Raw genomic sequence first — 24507 nt, 5'->3', positions numbered from 1 at the left:
TCAGACCCTGAACGGCTCGGGGTCACCCTTGCCCTCGCGGGTGACTTCCGGCACATCGCCGGTCATGTTCACCACGGTGGTTGCCTCCATGCCGCAGAAACCACCGTCAATGATCAGGTCGAGCTCATGCTCGAGCATTTCACGGATCTCGTAGGGATCCGTCATCGGATTCTCCTCGCCCGGCAGAATCAGGGTACTGCTCATGATGGGCTCGCCCAGCTCCCCCAACAGGGCCTGGACAATGGCGTTGTCCGGTACCCGCAGCCCGATGGTGCGGCGCTTCGGATTCAGCAGTCGCCGGGGCACTTCGCTGGTGGCGTCCAGAATGAAGGTGTAGGGGCCGGGCGTGAAGGTCTTCAACAGGCGGTACTGGGTGTTGTCCACCTTGGCATAGACGCCCACGTCAGACAGATCCCGGCACATCAGCGTGAAGTTGTGTTTGTCATCCAGCTTGCGGATCCGCTTGATGCGGTCCGCCGCCTGCTTGTCGTCCAGGTGGCAGCCGATGGCATAGGCAGAATCGGTGGGATAGACCACGACACCGCCTTTACGAAGGATATCCACCGCCTGGTGGACCAGCCGCTTCTGGGGATTGTCCGGATGAATCTGGAAAAACTGACTCATGACGCCTGCTCCTTCTTGGAACCGCCCATGCAGTTGGGCGAGGCAGGAACCTGGCCGCCGGTCTGCTCCCATTCCCCGGGGGTATACAGATGCAGTGCAAGAGCATGGACACCCCCCTGCATTTCCTCCGCCAGGGCCTGGTAAACCGCCTGGTGCCGCCGAACCTTCGACTGGTCCGCGAATTTGTCCGAAATCAGCGTCACCTTGAAATGGGTCTCTGAATTCGGTGGCACGCTGTGCATATGGCTCTCGTTTTCCACGGTCAGATGACCGCCTTCAAAGCGCTGACCCAGCTTTTGCTCAATCGCCCGCTGTATCTGCATACTCTGTTGATCTCCTTTGTCGGAATTACCACCAGTCTACACCACTGCTCGCGGCCAGGCAGCCTTGACAGTCGCTGGACAAGGGGCCATCTTGCCTGTCCCTAGCCGCCGCTCCCAACACCGTGCCAGCCATGCGCCTCTATATCGCCGAAAAACCCAGCCTTGGCCGCGCCATTGCCGCGGCCCTTCCCGGCCCTGTCCAGAAAGGCCCGGGCTGGTTGCGCTGCGGTGAGGGTGACCAGGGCGTGGTGGTCAGCTGGTGCATCGGCCATCTGCTGGAGCCGGCGGAGCCGGCCAGCTACCACGCCCGCTGGAAATCCTGGCGAATGGAGGACCTGCCGGTGTTTCCCGAACAGTGGCAGCTGACCCCCAAGGAAAGCGTGGCAAAGCAGCTCGGTGTGCTTTCGTCACTGATCCGCAAGGCCGAGATCATCATCCACGCCGGCGACCCGGACCGGGAAGGCCAGCTGCTGGTGGACGAAGTCATCCGCTACGCGGGCGCCAGATGCCCGGTGGAGCGGGTGCTGATCAACGATCTGACTCCGGACGCCGTCGCCCGGGCCCTGGCCGCCCCCCGGGACAACCGGGAGTTCCGGCGCCTGTCCCACTCCGCGCTGGCACGGCAACGGGCGGACTGGCTGTACGGCATCAACCTGACCCGCTACTACACCCTGAGCTATCGCCAGCAAGGGGCTGATGGCGTCTATTCCGTGGGTCGTGTGCAGACGCCGGTACTGGGCCTGGTGGTACACCGGGACGACACCATAGCCGATTTCGAGGCCAGGCCCTGGTATCGGGTGACCATAACAGCGCAAGCCGCGGAAGGGGAGAATCCGTCGCCCTTCCAGGCCCGCTGGATGCCTTCGGAAAGCCAACTCGACCAGCTGGACAACGATCACCTGGATGAAGAGAACCGGCTGATCAGCCGGACGGTCGCGGACGAGATTGCCAATGGGGTAACGGGCAGACCGGGCCGGATCACTCAATCCCGCTTCCGGGACCGGGATGAGGCGCCACCGCTGCCACTGTCCCTGTCGGCGCTGCAGATCGAAGCTGGCAAGGTGTTCCGCATGGGGGCAAAAGATGTGCTGGACACCGCCCAGTCCCTCTATGAGAAGCACCAGCTCATCACTTATCCCCGCTCCGACTCCCGCTACCTGCCGGAGGGGCACCTGGCCCAGGCGCCGGGTGTGGTCAGGGCCATCGGGCAGGTGGACGGCAGTCTCGCCGACACTGCCGGAAACCTCGACCTGCAACGGCGAAGCGCTGCCTGGAACGACGCCAAAGTGGATGCCCATCACGCCATAATCCCCACGCTCCGGAGTCGGCCGGCGGGGAGGCTGAGCCAGGGCGAGGAGAACGTCTACAACCTCATCGCCCGCTATTACCTGATGCAGTTCATGGCCAGCGCCATTCACCGGGAAGGCCGGCTGGACCTGACCATTGCCGGTCACGACTTCCGGGCCACGGAAACCGCGGTGCTGGAACCCGGCTGGAAAGCGCTGGAGCCCCGGCAGCGGGAAAACAACGGCGGCACCACCCCCAGGGCGCCCCTGCCTCGACTGGAGAAGGGGGATGACGTCACCTGCACCGATGCCTCGGTAAAGGAACGCCTGACCCAGCCGCCGAGTCATTTCACGGACGCCACCTTGCTCTCGGCGATGACCAACATCGCCCGCTTCGTGGCTGATCCCGAGCTGCGCAAAACCCTCAGGGACACCGACGGGCTGGGTACCGAGGCCACCCGTGCGGCCATTATTGAAACCCTTTTCCGGCGCGATTACCTCTATCGGGAAGGCCGGTTTATCCGGGCAACGGAGAAAGGCCGCGACCTGATTCACGCGTTGCCGGAGTCCATCAGCCAGCCCGATATGACCGCCCTCTGGGAAGCCACCCTTGAGCAGATTCGTGCCGGCGAGGGTGACCCACGGGCCTTCATCGATCAGCTAAAGGATCAGATCGTCGGTTTTATCCGCCGGCCCACCAGCAGCCCCCGGCACCCGGCACCGACCGGAGAAGCTGATTCCGGGTCGGTCCACTGTCCCAAATGCCGGGCGCCAATGCGGATCCGGGAGGGCAAGTTCGGTCGCTTTCACGCCTGTAGCCGGTTCCCCGACTGCAAGGGCACCCGCCCCATCGAGGAGGTCGCACCCGAGGATGGCACCAGCCAGAAACCCTGGCCCTGTCCCGCTTGCTATGCCCCCCTGGTGAGACGCAAAAGCCATCGGGGCTGGTTCTGGGGCTGCAGTAATTTTCCTTCCTGCCGACAAACGGTTAACGATGACAGCGGCACGCCGGCGGCTCTAACACGCTGATTACGGAAATCTACATAATGACACTGACGTGTGTGTAGAGATTTGACACAATATAGTCAACTAAACGGCCGTTTCAGTAACGGCGGCCTCGGCATGACGGTGCGAACGAGACACTCAGGAGAAAGTTCATGCGTATTGCCCTGCTGGAAGACGAATACGAACAGGCCCAGCATGTACAGCAGATACTGTCCGACCAGGGCCATCCCTGCGACAGTTTCCCGACCGGACAGTCTTTCCTGAGCGCGGTGCTTCACCGCAGTTACGATCTGATGATTCTCGACTGGCAGATTCCCGACATGACCGGGCTGGACGTCCTGCGGGACATCCGCGCCCAACTGAACTGGCCGGTACCCGTGGTCTTCCTCACCCAGAGGGACAGTGAGCAGGACATTGTTCAGGCTCTGGACGCCGGTGCCGACGACTACCTGTCGAAACCCGCCCGGCCGGCCGAACTGATCGCGCGAATCAACGCCCTGGCCCGGCGTTCCAACCCGGATTCCGACAAGGAAGAACTCCACTATGGCCCCTTCGTGGTCAATACCAGCCGTCGCACCATCGCACTGAATGGGGAGCGGCTCACTCTGACCGACAAGGACTTTGACCTGACCCTGTTCCTGTTCCAGAACCAGGGCCGGCTGCTGACCCGTGAGATGCTGCTGGAACGGGTATGGGGTCTGACGCGGGACATCAACACCCGTACCGTGGATACCCATATGAGCCGGCTGCGACGCCGACTTGGCCTGAATCCGGACAACGGTTTCCGGATCAAGACCATTTACCAGCGGGGTTACCGGCTCGAAGCCATGGCCGATGCCGCTGCGGAAGAAGTCACATCCGCCTGACTCACTCAGCCCGAACCTTGCGCCCGGTCATCGACATGATACAGCTGTCCCGCTCGCCTTTTGCCTTTCTCGCCGTGCTGCTGATCCTCAGCCTGGGGTCGGCCCCCATTCAGGCGGAACTGGCGGTGAGCCGTGGTTCGGGACCGGCCCAGGGGCTGGCCAGCCCCGACTGGGTCTATACCCTTAAAGCCGGTGAAAATTTCCAGCAGGTCGCCCGCGAACTGCTGACCGACACCACCTCGGCCCAACAGCTGGCCAGCTACAACAGGATCCGGACCCCATCCGCCCTTGGCGCCGGCGACACTCTCCGGATTCCGGTATCCTGGCTTCGCCAGCAGCCGGAACCGGCCCGCGTCACGGGACTGAAGGGCGACGTGCAGGCGCGCACCGCCAACAGTGGCCGTTTGCGCCGGCTCAACGAGGGCGACCTTATCCGGGCCGGTGACACAGTCATCACCCGCGACGGCCTCGCCACCATTGAGTTGGCGGACGGCTCGGTCGTGCGCATCAATCCCGCCAGTTCGGTGGTGTTCAATCGCCTCACACGGTATGGGCGGGCCGGAATGACGGACACCCGCATGCGGCTGGAGCGTGGCGCCATCAGTAACCGGGTGCGCCCGATGGTCGAGGATGGCTCACGCTTTGAAATTGAAACGCCCTCCGCCATTGCCGCCGTTCGGGGCACCGCCTTTGCCCTCCAGGCGGACGCCGGCGGCAGCCGTGTGCAGGTGACCGAGGGCAAGGTGGCTTTTGGCCGGCCCGGTAACAGCCGCGACATTCCGGCGGGCTACGGCGCTTCCCTGGCCAGCAGTGGTTCCGCAGAACTCAGGTTCCACCGCCTGCCTCCTGCACCCCAGACACTGCCGATACCCGCCATGCTCAGTGCCCTGCCCCAGGATTTTTCCTGGGAAGCGAACGGGGCGGACCTCTACCAGGTGGATATTGTCGAAGCGGACTCCGGTCGCTGGATTCGCCGGGAACAGACCCGCGATAACCGGGTTGCCCTGACCGACCTGGCCAACGGTGAATACCGGCTGGAGGTGTCCGCCCTCACCGGTGACGGAATCAGCGGGATGCCGGCGACCGCCTCCATTCAGGTCGACCTGGCAGCCAGGGCAGCAGCGCTCCTGGAACCGCAGGAAAGGGCTGCAGTGGACAGCGACCAGCCCCGATTCCGCTGGAAATTCAATGGAGAGAACGAACAGGCCCGGATTGAAATCTCCCGCACCGAAAGTTTCAACAACCTGGTCGCCAGCAGCACCTGGAGCCCCCGCAATTCGGCCCTCCCGGACAGGCCCCTGAGTCCGGGCCAGTATTACTGGCGGGTGGTAACGGAGGCGGGCGGCAATTCCGTGGCCACCAGTGAGACGCGAAGTCTGCTGGTGAACGGCACTCTGCCGCCGGTCCGGGTGATCAGTGCCAACTACATTGACCGTCAGGTTCGTATCTTCTGGGAGAGTCTCGACAACGCCTCAGGCTACCTGCTGCAGCTTTCAGAAGACCCCTCTTTCGAGGAGGTTATCAAGGAAGCCACCGTCAACGACACCACGGCGGCCTTGCGCCTGATTCCCGGTAGAAGGTATTTTGTGCGGTTGAGGGCGGTCTCCGAAGGTCCAATGGCGGGGCGCTGGGGTCCCGGGCGAGAATTATTCGTGGAATAGGAGCTTCCCGGTACACCGCTCCCCACGAGGCGCCGCAACCCATTATCACCACAGCAGGGCCCATGACGAGGGATTGGTTTTTTTCTAAACGCTCCGCCTGGACACTGGCCGTGCCCCTCGTCGGCATCCTTTTGCTCCTGCAGCTGACCACCCTCCCCCAGAGGCTGGATAACTGGCTGTACGATACCCTTATCACAAGCTGGCCCCCCTCCGCCCCGGAGGACATCGTGCTGGTGGCCATTGATGAAAAAAGCCTAGCCGAAATCGGACCCTGGCCCTGGCCTCGGGCCGTGCACGCTGACCTGATCCGCTACCTGAACGAAGCCGGCGCCGAAACCATCCTGGTGGACATCCTGTTTGCCGAGCCGGCCGTCCATGATCAGGCATTGGCGAGCGCCATGTCGGAACACGGCCGGGTTGTCCTGCCCCTCTATATTGCCCCCAGCAGCCAGAATGACCTGTTCCGGGAACAGCTGCCCACTCCGACCCTCGCCAACGCCGCTTTCGCCATTGGTCACGCCCACGTGGAACTGGATGCCGACGGCATTGCACGGGGCCTGTACCTGTATAACGGCCTTGGCAACGAACTCTGGCCCGCCATGGGCCTGGTGGCCAACCGCGGCCAACCCTCAGTCGTGCCCACAGCCTTCGAGGGCATTCATGCCCCCGCCTACATGAACGTCCGCAGCCAGTTCGTACGGGTTCCGCTGGCCGGTCGGGGCGGCACCTACACCAGCTATTCCTACAGCGACCTGCTGATCGACAGCCCACGGAATCAGTGGCTGAAGGGCACCACCGTTCTCATTGGCGCCACCGCCGCAGGTTTCGGGGATGTCCTGCCAACACCCTTTTCCGGCCTGGCCCAGCCCATGCCGGGCGTTGAGTTTCACGCCAATGTACTGGCGGCGGCGCGGGACGGGGAACTGATCCGCGACATTTCCGCAGGCTGGTCCGTCGGCCTCGCACTGCTCACAGGCCTGCTGATCGTCCTCATCCTGCCCCGGCTCAGACCCAGCCGTACTTTCATTTTTTCAGGGCTGCTGTTCCTGCTGATCCTGGCGGGCAGCCTGGTCAGTCTGCTGGCATTCAACCTCTGGCTACCGGTGGCCAACGCCCTCCTGGTACCGGTCATCGCCTTCCCGCTATGGAGTGCCCGACGCCTGTCCCTGGCCAACCGGTTCCTCAACCAGCAGATCGACGTGCTTGAGCGCGGCAACCTGCTGCACCTGCCCGCCCTCCACCATCGCCACCCCCGTCAGATCCTGGACAACCTTCGCCGTCTCCTGAATCCGGAGGGCTGGCTGCTCAAGGAAGGCGGGGCGGTTCTGCAGCAGGAAAACCTGGCAGACGACCCCCACGCAGCCTGGCACAATCCTGCCGGCCTCTGGAGCCACCATGATGGCGTCAGCCGCGTGGTCCTGACCCGCGGAGATACCCGTTACCAGCTCGCCCTGAAACTCCCGCCGGGGTTGGCCGGGGCGGCGGCAGAGCGCTACCTCAGCCGGTTACAGTTACAACCACCGACCAGCGGCCAGCCGGTGACCGTGGAGCGTGAAAACCTGTCGACCCGGATCAACCGGGCACAGCGGGCCACCCAGCGACTGAATCATATTCAGAGCTTTATCTGGCGAAGCTTTGAACATATGCCGGACGGCATCATCGTCACTGATGCCCTGGGCCTGATCCTGTTCGCCAACGGTCATGTTCCCCACTGGTTCAGGGAACCCCAGCCAAGCCTTCAGGGCATGGCCCTGGCGACGCTACTGCAGGGTCACGATCCAAGATCGCCAGGCTGGGCGGAAACCCTGGCGGATACTCTGACCCAGCAACAGAGCCGCACGGTGGACCTGCATCTTAACGGTCGCGACTTCCTCATCCACTTTGCCCCCTTCACCCTGCCGGACAGCAGTCAGAACGGCATTATCGCCAATATTTCGGACATCTCCGAGCTGAGGGAGCAGCAACGCCAGCACCGGGAGGCCATCGACTTTATTTCCCACGACGTTCGCTCGCCGCTGGTGTCCCAGCTGGCGCTTATCGAGCAGCTCAAACGGCGGCCGGGCGAGGTCCAGGCGGAACAGCTGGATCAGCTGCGGCGCCTGGCCCGTCGCAGTTACCACCTTGCAGAAGAGTTCGTGCAGCTGGCCCGTGCGGAGCAGCTCACTGAAACCCGCTTCTACGACTGTGAGTTCCTGGCCATTGTCGAAAACGCCCGGGACAGTGTCAGCGAGCAGGCCCTGGAAAAGAGCATCAAGCTGGTGCTGCTGGGGAAGGACGATCTCTGGCTGCGGGGCAACGCCGAGCTGCTTGAGCGGGCCGTCATCAATCTGCTGACCAATGCGGTGCAGTACAGCGAACCAGGTACCACCGTAACCATGCAGGTTTTTCGCGCCGGCCATCAGGCCTGCCTCACCGTCACCGACGAGGGCCCTGGTATTGAGGAATTCGAGCTGCCAACCCTGTTTGACCGGTTCCGCCGCCAGAAGAGCAGCGAGCTTGCCGGCAAGCATGGCGTGGGTCTGGGGCTATCCTTCGTCAGCGTCGTGGTGGAAAAGCACAAGGGCGAGATCAGCGTGGAATCAAGACCCGGTGAAGGGTCTGCCTTCACCCTGAAGCTTCCGGAGGCGTCCCACCCCTGACAGAGGCCCTTCAGATGGTCTTGCTGACCGGCTCGGAGGGCTCGCTCACCAGGCCAAGCGTGTCCACGGTCTGAACCCGAAAGTACCAGGTCCCTTCAGCCAGGTTGGCCACGGTGAATTCGCAACTGATGCAGCTTTCCACCCGGGCGCTCTGATCCAGAGTATCGACACTCTGACCATAGCTTACGATGTAGCCGTCCAGATCAGCCGTGGAAAGCTGCTCGCCATTCACCCGGGTACCGGGCGCAGTCCAGCTCAGGCTGACGGAACTGGCGCTCGCCTCCTCACTGGGCGCGATAGTCGGGCTATCCTCTGCGGACACGCCGCTGGTGGAACCCGTACTGCCACCACCACATCCGGCCAGGGCAAATGCAATAACAATGCTGGCGATCCCTGCCCGTGATGATCCGATGGTGCGAGAAAACATGGCTCACTCCAACTGCTCGACGACTTTGTTAAATTTTAAAAAATCTGATCGCGGGACACCGTGTCATGGATCGTTTTTCGGGAGAAATTTTCGTCAAATTTCCGTCGCTTGGTTAAAACCGGAAACATCGGGTAACAGCAGGTAAACAGGGGGTCATTGCGGAAAACAGAACGACAGAAAGCGCCGCTACAAGCGGTGCCATCGACGGAGACCAGAACTTTGGAAGTGGTGGGTGGTGCAGGGATCGAACCTGCGACCCTCGCCTTGTAAGGGCGATGCTCTCCCAGCTGAGCTAACCACCCGGGAAGAAAAAATGGCGGAGCGGACGGGACTCGAACCCGCGACCCCCGGCGTGACAGGCCGGTATTCTAACCAACTGAACTACCGCTCCGCATCGTTACCGGCCAACAGGAGTGATGGCCTGGCAACTCGTGCTGACCCGATTGAGTCAGCAATCCGGATAGTGGTGGGTGGTGCAGGGATCGAACCTGCGACCCTCGCCTTGTAAGGGCGATGCTCTCCCAGCTGAGCTAACCACCCAGTATCCGGCTTGTGCCTTTCGCACTCACCTGGCCATGAAATCGGGCGTTAATCGCCGTGTTCATCAACCAAGTGAGACGCGCATTTTAAGTATTTCTGTGGAAGAGTCAAATGTTTCAGCGAAATTTCCTCAATTTTTTTACCGCCGGACTCCGCCTGGACATTTTGTAGTCAATTCCGCAACTTAGGATCGCCTACCGCGCCCTCAACTCATCCACCTGCTGCTGCAGGCGAACCAGACGCGACGTCAACTGGGCCCGGGAAGCATCCACGGCTTTCAGGGTCTGTTCCACCTCGTTCAGGCGCTGACGGGTAGAGGCCAGCTGTTGCTCCAGTTTCGCGGAATCATTCCGGACCTCCAGTGCCCGTAGTCGGCTCTCCAGCCCCTCAAGAGTGAGTTGCTGCTCCTGCCGGAACCGCCGCAGGCGCTGGTCAATGGTTCCATCGACCCCCTCCAGACGGTCGGAGACCGAGGTGACCCTGCCGCTGACACTCTCCAGCGTTCCATCCAGCGTGTCGATACGACTCACCAGCTGGCGATCCGCCTGCTCCAGCTTTTCGACCTTCTCGATGTTCCCGGAAACCCGGGTATCGAGCGTTCCGATGCGCTCACCCTGGGTGACCACCCTCGCCTGAGTGGATCCAAGACTGGTGGCCAGCTCTGCAACCCGCGTCGACAACGAGTCGAGATCCTCCGACAGCGCCTCTATACGAGGCCGGTTCTTTTCGTTGGCCAGCACCCAGAGTTTGCGTATTTCACTATTAGCACTTTTCAGATCGGTGCCCAGTTGTTCCAGACGCTGCTCCATGGACGTACCGGTCTGCTCCAGGTTTTCCCCGGTTTCCGAAAGATCCCCCTCGAACCGAGCCAACGCCAGCTTGCTTTGCCGGGCCCAGTAGTCAGCCTCTTCCAGCTGGGCCTCCATACTTTCAAGTTGACGGTTCATCTGCCAGCCGAACCAGCCCGCAGCGACGCAGACTGCCAACAGCAGCACCACAAGAAGCCATACCGGGCCTCGTCCGGAGCCACCACCGCCGCCGCGATGCTCTGGCGGTGGCGGCGGTGCCGCGCCACCTTTGTCCCGTGAACGGTCCGGTTTTACCCTTTCCTTTGAGGAAGGTTTCGTTGCACCGGCCTTTGGCGTATTTGCCCTGATTTCATCCTCATCGGGACGGATCGAATCCATAGTGGCCTCTGATTGTCGGTTACAGCTTGAGAGTTACACGGTAAACGCGTGAGATCATAACGGGTCCGGCGAGTAGCACCAAGTAAAGAGCCTTTCACGACGTTTGCATGGTCGCCGGGCAAAACCTAAAATGGCTGGCTTTCCAGACGCTGGCCAGGGCAACTCCAACGGTGCCGTTGCCAATACCTGACTCCTTTTACCGGGGAAAACACAATGCAACCGCTGGTAGGCATTATCATGGGCTCCAAGTCGGACTGGCCCACCATGGAACACGCGGCAGCAATGCTGGATCGCTTAGGTGTGGCCTATGAGACCCGGGTGGTATCCGCCCACCGGACACCGGATCTGCTATTCGACTATGCAAAAAGCGCGGCTGAGCGCGGGCTCAAGGTCATCATTGCCGGGGCAGGCGGAGCCGCACACCTCCCAGGCATGGTCGCTTCCCAGACGCCGTTGCCGGTTCTCGGGGTTCCGGTGCAGTCCAAGGCACTTAACGGACTCGACTCACTGCTGTCCATCGCCCAGATGCCCGGCGGAATCGCTGTCGGCACCCTGGCCATCGGCAAGGCCGGAGCCACCAACGCCGGCCTGCTGGCTGCCCAGATTCTCGGCACCCATGATCAAGCGGTTCAGGACCGGGTTGAAGAGTTCCGCCGTCAGCAGACCCAGAGCGTGCTGGAGAACCCGGACCCTCGCGACGATGCGTGAGCAATTTCATCAGACAGGAGCTGACCGATGAGAATTGGTGTTCTCGGTGCCGGCCAACTGGGTCGGATGTTGGCCCTGGCGGGATACCCTCTGGCCAAGACCTTTGTTTTCTATGACCTGTCAGGCAGCCCCAGTGCCGGCCTCGGGGAGATCATTATCGACCGCGACGGCAAGTATCTGGACGACTTTCTGTCACGGGTGGACCGTGTCACCTACGAATTCGAGCATCTGCCGGTGGCCGTGGCGGAGAAGATCGCTGAATCCCACCCGGTCTATCCCGGACCGAAGGCTCTGGAAGTCTGTCAGAATCGCCAGGCGGAAAAAACGCTGTTCGGCAACCTGGGCATCCCTACTCCCCAGTGGCGCATGGCCAGCAGCGCCGAGCAGCTGAGGACGGTCGCGGAGGAACTGGGCTGTCCGGTGGTGGCAAAGTCCAATACAGAAGGCTATGACGGCAAGGGCCAGGCAGTTCTGCGCTCCCCGGACGAGGCGGCGGCCGCCTGGGAGGCCATTGGCCACCAGCATCTGATGGTGGAGAAGTTCGTGGCATTCAGCCGTGAGATCTCGATAATTGCGGTACGGGGCATCGACGGCGACCTGGCGTTTTATCCGATGGCTGAAAATGTCCATGACCAGGGCATCCTCCGCTACTCCATCGCACCGGCGCCGGAACTGAATGCCGACCTGGAAGAGGAAGCTCGCAGGTACATCAAGGCCCTGCTCAACGAGCTCGATTACGTTGGCGTACTGGCGCTGGAGCTGTTTGAAACCGCCGAGGGCCTCGTCGCCAACGAGATGGCGCCACGGGTTCATAACTCCGGCCACTGGACCATGGAGGGTGCCTTCACCAGCCAGTTCGAAAACCACATTCGCGCCATCTCGGGCCATCCCCTTGGAAACACTGGAGCACGTGGGGTGAGCTGCATGGTCAACATCATTGCGGAACACGGTGACATCGACCGCATTCTTGAGCTTCCCTACGCGCACCTTCATCTCTACGCCAAGGGCGAACGGCCCGGCCGAAAGCTGGGTCACGTCAACGTCCTGGCCGACAGCTACGAAGAACTCAAGTGGCGGATCCGCAACGTTTCCCAGTTTCTGCCCGGGAGCCCCGAGCTGGACTGTTCTCTGACACGGTAACGGGTCATCCGGGCTCGCCAGCGGCCCGTAATATCTGATATTTCTTGCGGATATCGCTCCGGCTCTTGAAAAAAATCAATCAGCCCCGATACTTGTAAGTTGCGAAGTAATCAACAGGCGACAAAGTGGCGCGGCATGGCGGTAACGCCGATGCGCTATAACTGTTCATCGGGGGTCCCGAGAGACCCCTGAAATACTGAGAGAAACCAGGGAGAACGACCTCATGGCATTTGAACTTCCCGCACTTCCGTACGCAAAAAACGCGCTGGAACCCCACATTTCCGAAGAGACACTTGAGTACCATTACGGCAAGCATCACAACGCCTACGTGACCAAGCTGAATGACCTCATCGAAGGCACGGATAACGCCAACAAGTCCCTGGAAGAGATCATCAAGAGTTCCAGCGGAACCTTGTTCAACCAGGCCGCCCAGGTCTGGAACCACACCTTCTACTGGGACTGCATGAGCCCGGACGGCGGCGGCGAGCCCACCGGCGCCGCGAAAGAAGCCATCGAAAAAGCCTTCGGCTCGTTCGAGGATTTCAAGAAAGAATTCAACGACAAGGCCGTAGCGAACTTTGGTTCAGGCTGGACCTGGCTGGTGAAGAAAGCCGATGGCTCCGTCGCCATTGTGAACACCAGCAATGCCGAAACCCCCCTGACCGGCCCGGACAAGGCCGTTCTGACAGCGGACGTGTGGGAGCATGCCTACTACATCGACTACCGCAACAGCCGCCCCAACTACCTGGAAGCCTTCTGGAAGTTGGTGAACTGGGACTTCGTGAACAAGAACCTGGCGTAAGCCGGTCGTTCGCATCCCCAGGCGCCGGCCACCCGGCGCCATAAGAACGCCCGCTTTTCGCGGGCGTTTTTTTGTCTGAAAATCCCCTCTTCAAACCCGTTGCGCCGGGCACTCTGCCTGGCAATCCTCATTGCAATGATGACATCCGGCGAATTTTGACCATACTCAAAGTGTCCCTTAGCACAAGTTAATCGATTGTCAGGGCGCCTGTACGGCCGTGGGGCATGGAGGGGCTCTGAAAGTCGTCAAATGGTTGGGACACCAGAAAGCCTCAATACAGGTAGCAGCCCAGGAAATGGGTCGCTACATTCGGGACAACAAAACCGGAACTCATGCAGGAAGATCTCCAACTTCATAGCCGGCTCGGCCACCGAATGTTGCGCTGGGTGCTGTCGATAGCGATCGCCGCCGGCATCCTCCTGAGCTTCATTCAAGTCGCCTCCGATGCCGGGCGGGTCTCCTCTGAACTTGATCGCCACGGGCAGCAAACCCTGGCATTGGTTGGGGAGGCGGCCACCGGGGCCATATTCAGCCTGGACGAGGCGCTGGGAGAACAGGTGGTGGCCGGGCTTTTTGAACAGCAGGAGGTTCACCGTGCCGCCATCGCCCACCCTAACGGCGACGTACTCGCAAGCCGGGAACGTCCACTGGGAGACGCCGGCTATCGCGGCCTGACGGACTGGATTTTCGGCGCCACCCGAGTGTATTCCATGGATCTCCAGCGCTCGCTCGCCCCCGACACCGCTCCCATCGACTACGGCAGGCTCGCGGTGACCTACGACACCGCACCGGCTGCTGCTGCCTGGATGGAGCGCTCCGTGGTGACGCTGTTCGCGAGCGTCGCCTGGTCGCTGATCGTAGGGCTGGTACTGTTCATGGTGATCCACCGGCTGCTGACCAAACCGCTGCAGCGGATCGTTCGCGCCCTCACCACAGTGGACCCTGCCCATCCCGACAGACACCTACTCCGACGCCCTGAAGGGCACCGGGGGGACGAACTGGACCTCTGGGTCAGAAGTACCAACCACCTGCTTGTGGCGATAGAAGAGAGTCACCGCAAACACCGCGATGCCGAGGAACGGGCCAATCGACTGATCCGATATGATCAGCTTACCGGGCTGCCCAGCCGGGAAACCATTCTCAGCGCCCTGACCACGGCTCTGAACGAGCGTAACCAGAACAGCCGCTACCTGGCGGTGTACTGTTGCGGCATCGATGATTTCAAGTCCGTCAATGAACAACTCGGTTACCAGACCGGTGACGGTATTCTGCAGGCAATGGCAGAGCGACTTAGTGAACAGACCACGCAGGACAGACATCACTGGCTCCTCGCAGGACGTCTGAGCAGCGACCAGTTCGTGGTCATCGCCAGCCCCCTGGAGGATCAGTATGAAGCCGCCGAGATGGCCGAGTCCCTGCTCAGCCTGTTCAATGAGCCGGTTAAGACAGGCACCAGCGCCCTGCGCGTGACCGCCACCATCGGTGTGGCCCTGTATCCAACCGACGCCGGTCGCGCGGACCACCTGCTGCAGCACGCCGAACAGACCATGACCCTAGCCAAGGCGGAAGCCAGCAACCATTGCCGTTTCTATGTGGCCAGTATCGACCAGGAAATACGGGCCCGCAGGCAACTGGAAAAAGACCTGTCCCAGGCCCTGGATAACGGCGAATTCCACCTGGTCTACCAGCCCCAGGTCAGCCTGCAGAGCAACCGCGTCATCGGCGCTGAGGCACTGCTTCGGTGGACCCACCCGGAACGGGGCCAGATACCCCCGGACCAGTTCATTCCCCTTGCGGAGCTGAACGGCACCATTGTTCCCATCGGCCAATGGGTGCTGGAAGAAGCCTGCCGGCAGGCCGCGAGCTGGGCGTCCGCGGGTATGCCGATGCGCATGGCGGTCAACCTTTCGGCAATACAGTTACGCCAGGCGGACATTGTTGGCACTATTCTGGCCACCCTGGGCCGCCACGAGATACCGCCGGGACGCCTTGAGCTGGAAGTTACCGAGACCGGATTCATGGAGAACCTGGAAGATGCGGTCGCCAAATTGCGGCAACTGAATGGTGCCGGCATCAGCATCGCGGTGGATGATTTCGGAACCGGCTATTCCTCACTCACCTACCTCAAACGCATGCCGGTGCAACACCTGAAGATCGACAAGCAGTTTGTACAGGACCTTCTGGTTAATGAGGACGACACCCGGATTGCCAACACCATCATCGACCTGGGCAGAAGCCTCAACCTCTCCGTCATCGCCGAAGGCGTGGAAACACCTGAACAGGAGTTTTACCTGCGCCAGCGGGGCTGCCAGCTCGCCCAGGGTTTTTACTTCAGTCGACCCCTGACACCCGAGGCTTTTACCGATTTTGTGGCGGATTTCCACAGCAAACTTGAGGAAAAGGGGCAGAATACGCACTATAACCGGTGATTAACCCACTCAATGGAAGCCCCATGACCACAACACTGATCGGCCTGGCTGTCATAGCCGTCGTTGTCATCTACCTGATTGCCATCTACAACAAGCTGGTTTCCTACCGTAACCAGTTCAAGAACCAGTTCGCCCAGATCGACGTCCAGCTGCAACGCCGCCACGACCTCATACCCAACCTTGTGGAGTCCGCCAAGGCTTACATGAGCCATGAGCGCAACACCCTCTCCGAGGTCATGGAAGCACGAAACGGTGCCGTAAGGGCCCAGAAAGACGCGGCGGCCGACCCTGCCGATGGCGGCAAGATCCAGAAGCTGGGCAGCGCCGAGAACATGCTCACCAAGGCCCTCGCAAACTTCTATGCCGTCTCCGAGAACTACCCTGAGCTGAAGGCAAACGAGACGGTCCAGCAGTTGATGGAAGAGCTCTCCAGCACCGAAAACCGCGTTTCCTTCGCCCGCCAGGCGTACAACGATGCCGTGATGAGCTACAACATTTTTCGCGAAAAATTCCCCAACAATGTCCTCTCCGGCATGTTCGGCTTCAAACCGACCGAGCAGTTGCAGCTGGAGTCGCCGGAGGCGAGGACTGCCCCAAAGGTAAGCTTTTAATCGGCGGGCTGCACGGATTCTAGGGGCCGGGGGCCGATAGCGTCTTTCCGGACCTTCAAAAACATGGACGTTTTTGAAGAGCCTACATGGATGTATTCACGGCGTGTCCGGGAAGACGCTATCGGCTGCCGGCCCCTTCACCCGAGCCCGAAACCCCAGCCCTCTCGGTTTCAAACACATGTCAGCACCCGGATTCTTTGAACGCCAGGCATTCGCCAAACGCAATACCACGCTCCTTGTGTTCCTGTTCTCCACAGCGGTCATCCTCATCGCCCTGTCCGTGTGCCTGGTCGGCTACCTCGTGACCCGCAGTGAAAGCACTGGCCTTCGCTTCCACGACTGGATGTTGAGCGACCACGGCCTGATCACCACCGGCACCGTCGTGGTCCTGATCGTGGCGGGCTCGGCCATACGCTGGTTCGATCTGGCGGGCGGTGGTGAGCGCGTGGCCAACATGGTGGGTGCGCGGCAGCTGGACCCATCCAGTCAGGACCTGGAGGAACGCCGGTTCCGCAATGTGGTGGAGGAAATGGCCATTGCCAGCGGCGTTCCCGTGCCGCAACTCTACGTCATGGACCAGGAGTCGGCCATCAACGCCTTTGTCGCCGGCTACAGCCCCAATGAAGCGGTCATGGTGGTCACCCATGGCGCCCTCACCCAACTGACCCGTGACGAACTCCAGGGCGTGGTGGCCCATGAGTTCAGCCACATCCTCAATGGCGATATGCGAATTAACGTGCGACTGATCGCGCTGCTGGCCGGCATACTCACCATTGGCCAGATTGGCTTCTTCCTGCTGCGGGGGGCGAGCGGTCGGGTTTACATGTCAGGGTCCCGCAACCGGAACAACGGCCGGGCCGTTATGCTGATGATCGGCCTTGCTCTGACGGTCATCGGCTATGTAGGGGTATTTTTCGGCCGGCTGATCCAGGCCGCCGTATCCAGGGAACGGGAACGCCTGGCCGATGCCTCATCGGTCCAGTTCACCCGTAACCCGGACGGGATCGGCGGCGCCCTTTTCAAAATTGGCCAGAGCTCCGGATACCTGCAAAGCACCAGCCACGCCAGCGACATGAACCACATGTGTTTCGGAGAGAGCACGAAAATGGCGTTCAGTCGCCTGCTTGGCTCCCACCCACCCATTGACGAGCGCATCGAAGCGATCCAGCCCGGAATGCTCGCGCGCCTGCGCAGTCGCCTGCGGGATCAACCCCGTCCGCAACAGCACCATGAGTCCCCGGCGACACCTGCCGGGACCAACGGCTTCGCCGCCTCCGTCCACAGTCCGGCCAGGGGGGCCGCGCCTTCGACCCATGCCGGCACCGTCAACCCGGCAGATGAGGACTACGCTGTCTCCCTGCTGGCGAGGCTGCCGGCCAACGCCCGCGAGCTGCTTTATACCCGCACCGGGGCGGTTCAGTTGCTGTATGCGCTGCTGACACGGGATCTGGCTCCGGAGGAGTGGAGCAAGGCCCTGTGGAATCCCCCCGGGGCCGCGGTCCTGCAGCCGGAACCCAGGTTGATGGAACGACTGCTACCAACCCTGAAGCGGGAGGGGGATGTCTTGCGTCTGCCGGCCCTGGAACTGGCCATGCCGGCATTACGCCAGCTCGATCCCAAGGAACGGTCGGCACTGATTGGCTATGTGGCCACGCTGGCTCAGGCCGACGGCCGCGTCAGCCTGTTCGAGTTTGCCCTGCACAGTTTCCTCCAGCGCCATTTAGGCCCTGGCGCGGGCGCTGCTGTTCCGGTCCGCTATCGCAGCTACCGGCAGGTTCTGGAAGACCTGAACGCTCTGTTCAGCCTGATGGCCCGTGCCGGCACCCGGCATGAAGACGAGGCATCGTGGCTCCACCAGGAAACCATGGCAAGCTTTGTCAGTGGCGGAACGGCCGCGACCGTCTCACTGGAGCGCAAGGTCACCATCGCGGACCTGAGAGAAAGCCTGAAACGACTGAACCAGCTGTCACCTATGCTCAAACCAGCGGTTCTGGACGCCTGTGCCGACTGTGTAACACATGATGATCAGATCAGCGTCCGGGAGTACGAACTGCTCAGACTGGTCGCGGATCAGCTGGATGTTCCGCTGCCACCAGTTACCCGCTGAGACAGAAACAAAAAAGGCCATCAATCCATGATTGATGGCCTTTCAGGGCAGCGTACCTCGCCCCCGAGGGTGGTGTATGCGTTCCCTCAGTTGGTAACCGCCCCTTCCACTTTCTTGCCCTGGAACAGGCTCTCGATGGGCGGCAGCTCTTTCTCGCCGGGCAGGCCCAGCTTCTTGCGAACACCCAGGTTAACATCCCACAGCCCGCTGTATTTCTCGTCCGTAACCTCGATTGCCTTGGCCTTGTCGAGCATTATCGTCGGCCGCAGGAAGACCAGCAGGTTGCTCTTCTCCCGGCTCTCGGACTCGGACGAAAACAGGCGGCCCAGAATGGGAATATCTCCCAGGAGGGGGACCTTGCTCTTGTTGATGCGCAGGTTATCCTTGATCAGCCCCCCCAGCACGATGGTTTCGCCGTCATCCGCCAGAACCGTGGTCTTGATTTCACGCTTGTTGGTGACGATGTCAGAGGCGTTCTCGACGCTTGCGGCCACATCCTCCGTGGTCTGCTCCACCACCAGCCGGACCAGTCCGTCTTCACTGATGCTGGGGGTGACCTTCAGGGTCAGACCGATATCCCGGCGCTCGATGGTGGTAAACGGATTGCTGAGACCATCGCCGGTGGTGGCCTGTTGCCCGGTCCGGAAAGGAACATTCTGGCCCACGATGATCTCGGACTCCTGGTTGTCCAGGGTAATGATGCTCGGCGTAGACAGCAGGTTTGCAGCGGCAGAAGTCGACAGCGCCTGCAACAGCACACCCCAGGAAATGCCATCGCGGTTGCGCTCGCCGGCGCCGATGGTGATGCCGCCTATCGCCGGGGCCAGGGCACTTTCCGCCAGGATGGCTGTAATCACGTCACCCAGACTGCGGCCGACGTTGTTGAAGTTCGTGCCGATGACCGGTGTCGACGACCCGCCTTCATCCCCGGCCGCCACCTGGATGCCCAGATCCGTGCCAAGCTGGTCATTGATCTCGACGATGGCCGCCTCGATCATCACCTGGGCCCGACGGATATCCAGCTGGGAAATGATCATCTCGGCTTCCTGCATCATCGAAGGCTCGCCCCTCAATACCAGGGCATTAAGACCCTCATCCGCGAACACGGAGAAGCCAGTGGAATTCCGGCGCTGGCTGCCGCCGCCTTCGACTCCTTCGGCCTCGCGCACCACTTCACCCATCACCCCTTCCAGGAGTTCAGCCATCCCCTTGGCGTCTCCATGGCTAAGACGAACCACCTTGGTGGTGCCACCGGAAGCCGATGGCTGATCGAGCTGCCGGATCAGGCCTCGCATTTTGTCACGGAAATTCTTGTCGCCTCGAAGAATCAGGCGGTTACTGCGCTCGTCGGCGGTAACGCTGAACTTGCGGGAAGCGGGATCACCACCACCGCCACGGCCAAGCTCATCCGGCGCCAGTTCCTGCAGCAGAGTAACCATGTCGCCGACCCAGGCTTCCTGGAGCTGGATCACCTCCACCTCGTATTCCGCGGGGCTGTCCAGATCGCGGACAATTTCTTCGATGCGGCGGATGTTGTTGGCGTGATCACTGACAATCAGGGCATTGGCAGCCGCCACGCCGGCAAGATGACCGTATTTCGCAACCAAAGGCCTCAGGATAGGCACCAGTTCAAGGGCGTTGGCGTTGTTCACCGGGATCACCCGGGTGATCAGTTGCTCACTGGGCGTTCTCTCGAAGCGGGTGAGATCCTCGGCGTTCTGCTTGGCATCCACCTGCTGGATGACCTTGATAACCTCTTCACCTGGGATGGCAGTGAACCCGTGCACCTGCAGTACCGCCAGAAACAGGTCGTAGATCTCTTCCTTGTTCATCGGGGCGCTGGAGAGGACGGTGACCTTGCCCTTGACCCTCGGATCCACTACGAAGCTGTAGCCGGTGATATCCGCCACCTGGGTGACGAAGGCTCGGATATCCGCATCTTTGAGGTTCAGTCGCCAGGTACCTTCCTGGGCCTGGGCCACAGTCATCAGCGGCAGCAACAGAGCCAGGACCAGAGCCCGGAGAATCGGTGTGGTGAGCTTAATCATGCAACGATCGCGTCCTGTATCGATGAAGCCTCAGAGTTGGCTTTCTGATTGTCTTTCGGAGCCAGGCTCCTGGTCTTTCCTTAAGGAACCCATAGACGGCTCCTCTACTGCGGTAACGCATAAGTCACCGTGAAGCGGGCGCCATCCCGCTCTACTTCCACCTGCAACTGGGATTCCGAACGCAGGGTTTCAAGCAATTGCCGGTCCTGCTCCAGGTCTCCCAGCGGATAGCCATTGATGGCGGTGATCACATCCCCCTGACGAAGATTCACCGCCCGGAGCATGGCATTCGAACCATCGAAGACGTAGCCCTGTGAGCCGCCATCGTCCACCGGCCTGAGGCCAAATGCAAGTAACGCGTTCGCACCTTCACTATCGAGTCGGGCCTGCGCCTGGGCCAGGAAGTCGTCCGTGGATGGCATCCGCTCACCGGCATTCTCCGCCGGTTCAGCCTCGGCCAGGCCGGCATCGCTGTAATCTTCCTCGAAGGTCAGGGATTCATAGGCTCCCTGGCGCCGGATCAGTATACGCCCGGGCTCCACCTCCACAAGCTCGGCATTACCCGGAATCATCTCCCCCACGCGATAATGGGCAGTGGTGTTACCACCACTTGTCACTATAGCACCAGAGTTCTCAGGCTTCTCCGCCACCAGCACGCCTTCAAGGCGCAATCTCAGGCGGGTTTCCGGGGCATTGCGTCGAACCGTTTCCGCGACAGGCTGGTTGCCTGCAGGGCGACCAAAGAGTTCAAAGCTGGCCAGGGGAGCCTGAACGCCGGCATCGGGGCCGCTGCCAACGCCCTGAGCGCCATAGACAGACGCCACCGGAGTTTCCTCCCACAGCAGGAACCACGTCAGCCAGGCCGCGCCGAGAGCCAGATAGAGCACCAGGCCGATCAGCAGGCTATTGGCAAGCCACCGGGGAATCCAGGCCGGCACGCTGCTCTTTCCACGACGGCCCATCAGAACCTGCCTCCCGGCACCAGCGGCTGCTGCACCTGGAAAATCACATCGCCCGGCGCCGCCGACGTGGACCATTGCTGCCCGGCCAGATCGACCATTCGTTTATACACCCTGACTTCCATCATCCCGCTATAAGTGATTGTGGCATCAGCCGCCGGATCGGGCCTACCCTGCTCCGAAACCGTCAGGAAGATACCCCGGGTACTGTCGGTCAGGGTTGCCTGCATGGGCGGGAAGACGGTGGTCTGACGGGTGTCCCCCATGGGCCAGCTGACCTCCCCGCCTGGCCAGCGCGCACTCCCGGTGGCGCTCTGGAGTCCTGAATCGGTTGCCGACAGTCGCAGCCGGTCAATAATCACGTCACCTTCCAGCAGGGCTCCTCCGGCCTGACGAATCATCGCCTCGAACTCCGGCACATGAATCCGCCCGGTGGCATCCACGGCGACCGAGGCTGGCCAGCCCAGCATCACATCGCCGGCGACACGGGAACTGACTGTTTCCAGAGTGACATCCAGAGGCTGTCTCAGCTCAACCAGATCCGGCCATGACAATGCCCAGGTCATCCGCACCGGGCGCTGCTGGATTCGAAGACCCGCGGCCCCCTGCCACAGCGAGCCGGACACCTGCTGCACCTGCACGCCCTGAGGTAACTGAACCCTTGGGGCCGCCTGGGACCAGACCCACCCCGCAGGCATCCACACCACGAGCGCAACGGCATAGGCCAGCAATGCCAGCAAGAGCAGCAGGATGATTTTGCCAGGGCGGAGAAACGATCGCTTGGGGGTGTCGGTCATCGGGAGTCGGGCGCCAGTACAAAGCTCAATTATGCCAAGAACCTGCAACCACGTTGTGACAGTGCTTCACAGGAATTCCGCCTTGGCACGGGATTCTACGTGACGGGATGCCGAAAATAAAAACCCGGATGCAAAAAACCCCACCCGGATGCCTCCGGATGGGGTTTCGTGACGGCCTGCGGCGACTTGTTGCCGCCGCATATCACAGGGCGTGAGCCGGCATTACATCATGCCGCCCATGCCTCCCATGCCGCCCATACCACCCATGTCCGGCATACCGCCGCCTGAGCCCGCTTCTTCCGGCTCGTCGGCAACCATTGCCTCGGTGGTGATAATCAGGCTGGCTACGGAAGCCGCGGCCTGCAGAGCAGAACGGGTCACCTTGGCGGGATCCAGGATGCCCATTTCCAGCATGTCGCCATATTCCTCGGTGGCAGCGTTGTACCCGAAGGCACCTTCGCCATCACGAACCTTGGCAACAACCACGGAGGACTCGCCGCCGGCATTGAACACGATCTGGCGCAACGGAGCTTCCATGGCACGACGCAGGATGTTGACTCCGGCCTTCTGCTCTTCGTTGATGGCGTCCACCTTGTCCAGAGCCGCGATGGCGCGGATCAGGGTCACACCACCACCCGGTACGATGCCTTCTTCAACGGCGGCACGAGTGGAGTGAAGCGCGTCTTCAACGCGGGCCTTCTTCTCTTTCATTTCCACTTCGGAACCAGCGCCCACCTTGATGACGGCAACACCGCCAGCCAGCTTGGCCACACGCTCCTGCAGCTTCTCCTTGTCGTAGTCGGAGCTGCTGTCCTCGATCTGCTTGCGGATCTGCTCGACGCGGGCCTCGATATCAGCCTGGGCGCCGGCACCGCCGATCAGAGTGGTGTTTTCCTTGGTGACATTGACACGCTTGGCGGTGCCCAGATCATCCAGGGTGGTGTTTTCCAGGGTCAGGCCAACTTCCTCGGAGATCACAGTACCGCCGGAGAGAATGGCGATATCCTGCAGCATCTCCTTGCGACGATCGCCAAAACCGGGCGCCTTGACGGCGTTGACCTTGACGATACCGCGCATGTTGTTGACCACCAGGGTAGCCAGCGCTTCGCCTTCGATGTCTTCGGCGATAATCTGCAGCGGCTTGCCGGCTTTCGCGACGGCTTCCAGAACCGGCAGCAGTTCACGGATGTTGGAGATCTTCTTGTCCACCAGCAGGATGTACGGGTCTTCCAGCTCGGCAGACATGTTCTCCTGATTGTTGATGAAGTACGGGCTGAGGTAACCGCGGTCGAACTGCATACCTTCGACCACTTCCAGCTCGTCTTCCAGGCCACGGCCTTCCTCAACGGTGATAACGCCTTCCTTACCCACTTTCTGCATCGCGTCAGCAATGATCTGACCGATGGCCTCGTCACCATTGGCGGAGATGGTACCAACCTGGGCAATGTTGCGGCTGTCGTCGCAGGGCTTGGCCATTTCGCGGATGGCCTTGACGGCTTCCGCGGTTCCCTTGTCGATACCACGCTTCAGGTCCATGGGGTTCATGCCGGCGGTAACGGCCTTGATGCCCTCGTTAACGATGGACTGAGCCAGTACGGTGGCGGTGGTGGTGCCGTCACCAGCGGTGTCGTTGGCCTGGGAAGCAACTTCCTTGACCATCTGGGCGCCCATGTTCTCGAACTTGTCTTTCAGCTCGATTTCCTTGGCGACGGACACGCCGTCCTTCGTCACGGTCGGCGCACCGAAGGACTTGTCCAGAACCACGTTGCGGCCTTTCGGGCCCAGAGTTACCTTGACGGCGTCTGCCAGGATGTTGACGCCTGCAACCATGCGCTTGCGTGCACTGTCACCGAATTTAACGTCTTTAGCTGCCATAGTTCTCTATTCCTGTTCGTTTAAACCAATTGCCTGAAGTTCTTGGCAAACAATCGGGTTGAATGCGTTATCCGGGTTGCGACAGGCTTCAGCCTTCAAGCACACCGTAGATTTCGTTCTCGCTCATGATCAGCAGCTCTTCAGTGCCGATCTTGACGGTGTTACCGGCATACTGGCCGAAAACCACCGTATCACCTTCCTTGACCGCCAGGGCGCGGGTTTCGCCGTTCTCGAGAATCCGGCCGTTACCTACAGCCACTACCTCGCCTTGAGACGGCTTTTCCTTGGCGTTGCCAGGCAGCACGATGCCACCAGCGGTCTTCTCTTCTTCTTCCTTACGGCGTACGACAACACGGTCGTGAAGCGGACGAATTTTCATTCTCTGTTTCTCCAATGTCAGACTGTCTTTGACAATGACGTTGCGTTAAAAGCCGGGGACTGATAACTATCTGTTTTTCAGATGTTTATCTGTC

The 24507-nt window shown here is 61.1% G+C and carries 19 protein-coding genes and 3 tRNA genes; 10 read left to right on the top strand and 12 right to left on the bottom strand.

What is annotated here, in order from left to right:
* On the bottom strand, positions 1–624 hold the full coding sequence (locus tag BM346_RS14760) for an L-threonylcarbamoyladenylate synthase (protein ID WP_092014768.1): 624 nt from the start codon (positions 622–624) through the stop codon (positions 1–3).
* Complete coding sequence (locus tag BM346_RS14755; protein WP_092014765.1) at positions 621–947, bottom strand: BolA family protein; 327 nt, start codon at positions 945–947, stop codon at positions 621–623. The genes BM346_RS14760 and BM346_RS14755 overlap by 4 nt, the downstream gene beginning before the upstream one ends.
* Positions 948–1078: 131 nt before the next feature.
* On the opposite strand from BM346_RS14755, the gene BM346_RS14750 reads away from it, so the two are divergent.
* From BM346_RS14750 to BM346_RS14735, 4 genes are all read left to right on the top strand, one after another.
* The gene (locus tag BM346_RS14750) at positions 1079–3262 is read left to right on the top strand and encodes a DNA topoisomerase III (RefSeq protein WP_092014762.1); all 2184 of its coding nucleotides are present in this window, start codon (positions 1079–1081) and stop codon (positions 3260–3262) included.
* Between the two features lie 128 nt (positions 3263–3390).
* Positions 3391–4104: a response regulator transcription factor gene (locus BM346_RS14745; protein ID WP_092014759.1), complete on the top strand. Its 714-nt coding sequence runs from the start codon at positions 3391–3393 to the stop codon at positions 4102–4104.
* 35 nt (positions 4105–4139) lie between these two features.
* On the top strand, positions 4140–5765 hold the full coding sequence (locus BM346_RS14740) for a FecR family protein (RefSeq protein WP_227662989.1): 1626 nt from the start codon (positions 4140–4142) through the stop codon (positions 5763–5765).
* A 110-nt stretch (positions 5766–5875) separates the two neighbouring features.
* Complete coding sequence (locus BM346_RS14735) at positions 5876–8404, top strand: CHASE2 domain-containing protein (protein WP_227662990.1); 2529 nt, start codon at positions 5876–5878, stop codon at positions 8402–8404.
* A gap of 10 nt (positions 8405–8414) precedes the next feature.
* On the opposite strand, the gene BM346_RS17980 is transcribed toward BM346_RS14735, so the two are convergent.
* From BM346_RS17980 to BM346_RS14710, 5 genes are all read right to left on the bottom strand, one after another.
* Complete coding sequence (locus tag BM346_RS17980) at positions 8415–8831, bottom strand: fibronectin type III domain-containing protein (protein WP_139229945.1); 417 nt, start codon at positions 8829–8831, stop codon at positions 8415–8417.
* 226 nt (positions 8832–9057) lie between these two features.
* A tRNA-Val gene (locus tag BM346_RS14725) sits at positions 9058–9133 on the bottom strand.
* Between the two features lie 12 nt (positions 9134–9145).
* Positions 9146–9222 (bottom strand) — tRNA-Asp (locus BM346_RS14720).
* A gap of 73 nt (positions 9223–9295) precedes the next feature.
* Positions 9296–9371, bottom strand: a tRNA-Val gene (locus BM346_RS14715).
* A gap of 194 nt (positions 9372–9565) precedes the next feature.
* Positions 9566–10558, bottom strand: a complete 993-nt coding sequence (locus tag BM346_RS14710; protein ID WP_139229944.1) for a coiled-coil domain-containing protein — start codon at positions 10556–10558, stop codon at positions 9566–9568.
* 213 nt (positions 10559–10771) lie between these two features.
* Between BM346_RS14710 and purE the strand changes: the two genes are divergently transcribed.
* From purE to BM346_RS14680, 6 genes are all read left to right on the top strand, one after another.
* Positions 10772–11266: a 5-(carboxyamino)imidazole ribonucleotide mutase gene (gene purE / locus BM346_RS14705; protein ID WP_092014750.1), complete on the top strand. Its 495-nt coding sequence runs from the start codon at positions 10772–10774 to the stop codon at positions 11264–11266.
* Positions 11267–11293: 27 nt separating this feature from the next.
* Entirely contained in the window at positions 11294–12406 is a 1113-nt protein-coding gene (locus tag BM346_RS14700; protein WP_092014747.1) for a 5-(carboxyamino)imidazole ribonucleotide synthase, read from the top strand.
* 223 nt (positions 12407–12629) lie between these two features.
* A complete protein-coding gene (gene sodB, locus BM346_RS14695) occupies positions 12630–13208 on the top strand; it encodes a superoxide dismutase [Fe] (protein WP_092014744.1) in 579 nt (192 codons plus the stop codon).
* Positions 13209–13582: 374 nt separating this feature from the next.
* Positions 13583–15637, top strand: a complete 2055-nt coding sequence (locus tag BM346_RS14690) for a putative bifunctional diguanylate cyclase/phosphodiesterase (RefSeq protein ID WP_227662991.1) — start codon at positions 13583–13585, stop codon at positions 15635–15637.
* A 23-nt stretch (positions 15638–15660) separates the two neighbouring features.
* The gene (locus BM346_RS14685) at positions 15661–16248 is read left to right on the top strand and encodes a LemA family protein (protein ID WP_092014738.1); all 588 of its coding nucleotides are present in this window, start codon (positions 15661–15663) and stop codon (positions 16246–16248) included.
* 178 nt (positions 16249–16426) lie between these two features.
* A complete protein-coding gene (locus BM346_RS14680) occupies positions 16427–18355 on the top strand; it encodes a M48 family metallopeptidase (protein ID WP_092014735.1) in 1929 nt (642 codons plus the stop codon).
* Positions 18356–18441: 86 nt separating this feature from the next.
* Here BM346_RS14680 and gspD read toward each other — a convergent pair whose 3' ends face one another.
* The 5 genes from gspD to groES form a co-directional block, all read right to left on the bottom strand.
* Positions 18442–20403 carry a type II secretion system secretin GspD gene (gene gspD, locus BM346_RS14675; RefSeq protein ID WP_092014733.1) on the bottom strand — a complete coding sequence of 654 codons (1962 nt, stop codon included), beginning with the start codon at positions 20401–20403 and terminating at the stop codon, positions 18442–18444.
* 104 nt (positions 20404–20507) lie between these two features.
* Positions 20508–21365, bottom strand: a complete 858-nt coding sequence (locus BM346_RS14670) for a type II secretion system protein N (RefSeq protein WP_092014730.1) — start codon at positions 21363–21365, stop codon at positions 20508–20510.
* Complete coding sequence (gene gspN / locus BM346_RS14665) at positions 21365–22159, bottom strand: type II secretion system protein N (RefSeq protein WP_092014727.1); 795 nt, start codon at positions 22157–22159, stop codon at positions 21365–21367. The genes BM346_RS14670 and gspN overlap by 1 nt, the downstream gene beginning before the upstream one ends.
* A 222-nt stretch (positions 22160–22381) precedes the next feature.
* Positions 22382–24034, bottom strand: a complete 1653-nt coding sequence (gene groL, locus BM346_RS14660; protein WP_092014724.1) for a chaperonin GroEL — start codon at positions 24032–24034, stop codon at positions 22382–22384.
* An 88-nt stretch (positions 24035–24122) separates the two neighbouring features.
* On the bottom strand, positions 24123–24413 hold the full coding sequence (groES, locus tag BM346_RS14655; protein WP_092014722.1) for a co-chaperone GroES: 291 nt from the start codon (positions 24411–24413) through the stop codon (positions 24123–24125).
* Positions 24414–24507 lie beyond the last annotated feature (94 nt).

Source organism: Marinobacter daqiaonensis, from assembly GCF_900115285.1.
Lineage (GTDB): Bacteria > Pseudomonadota > Gammaproteobacteria > Pseudomonadales > Oleiphilaceae > Marinobacter > Marinobacter daqiaonensis.
This window is presented reverse-complemented; position numbering and strand designations above follow the sequence as displayed.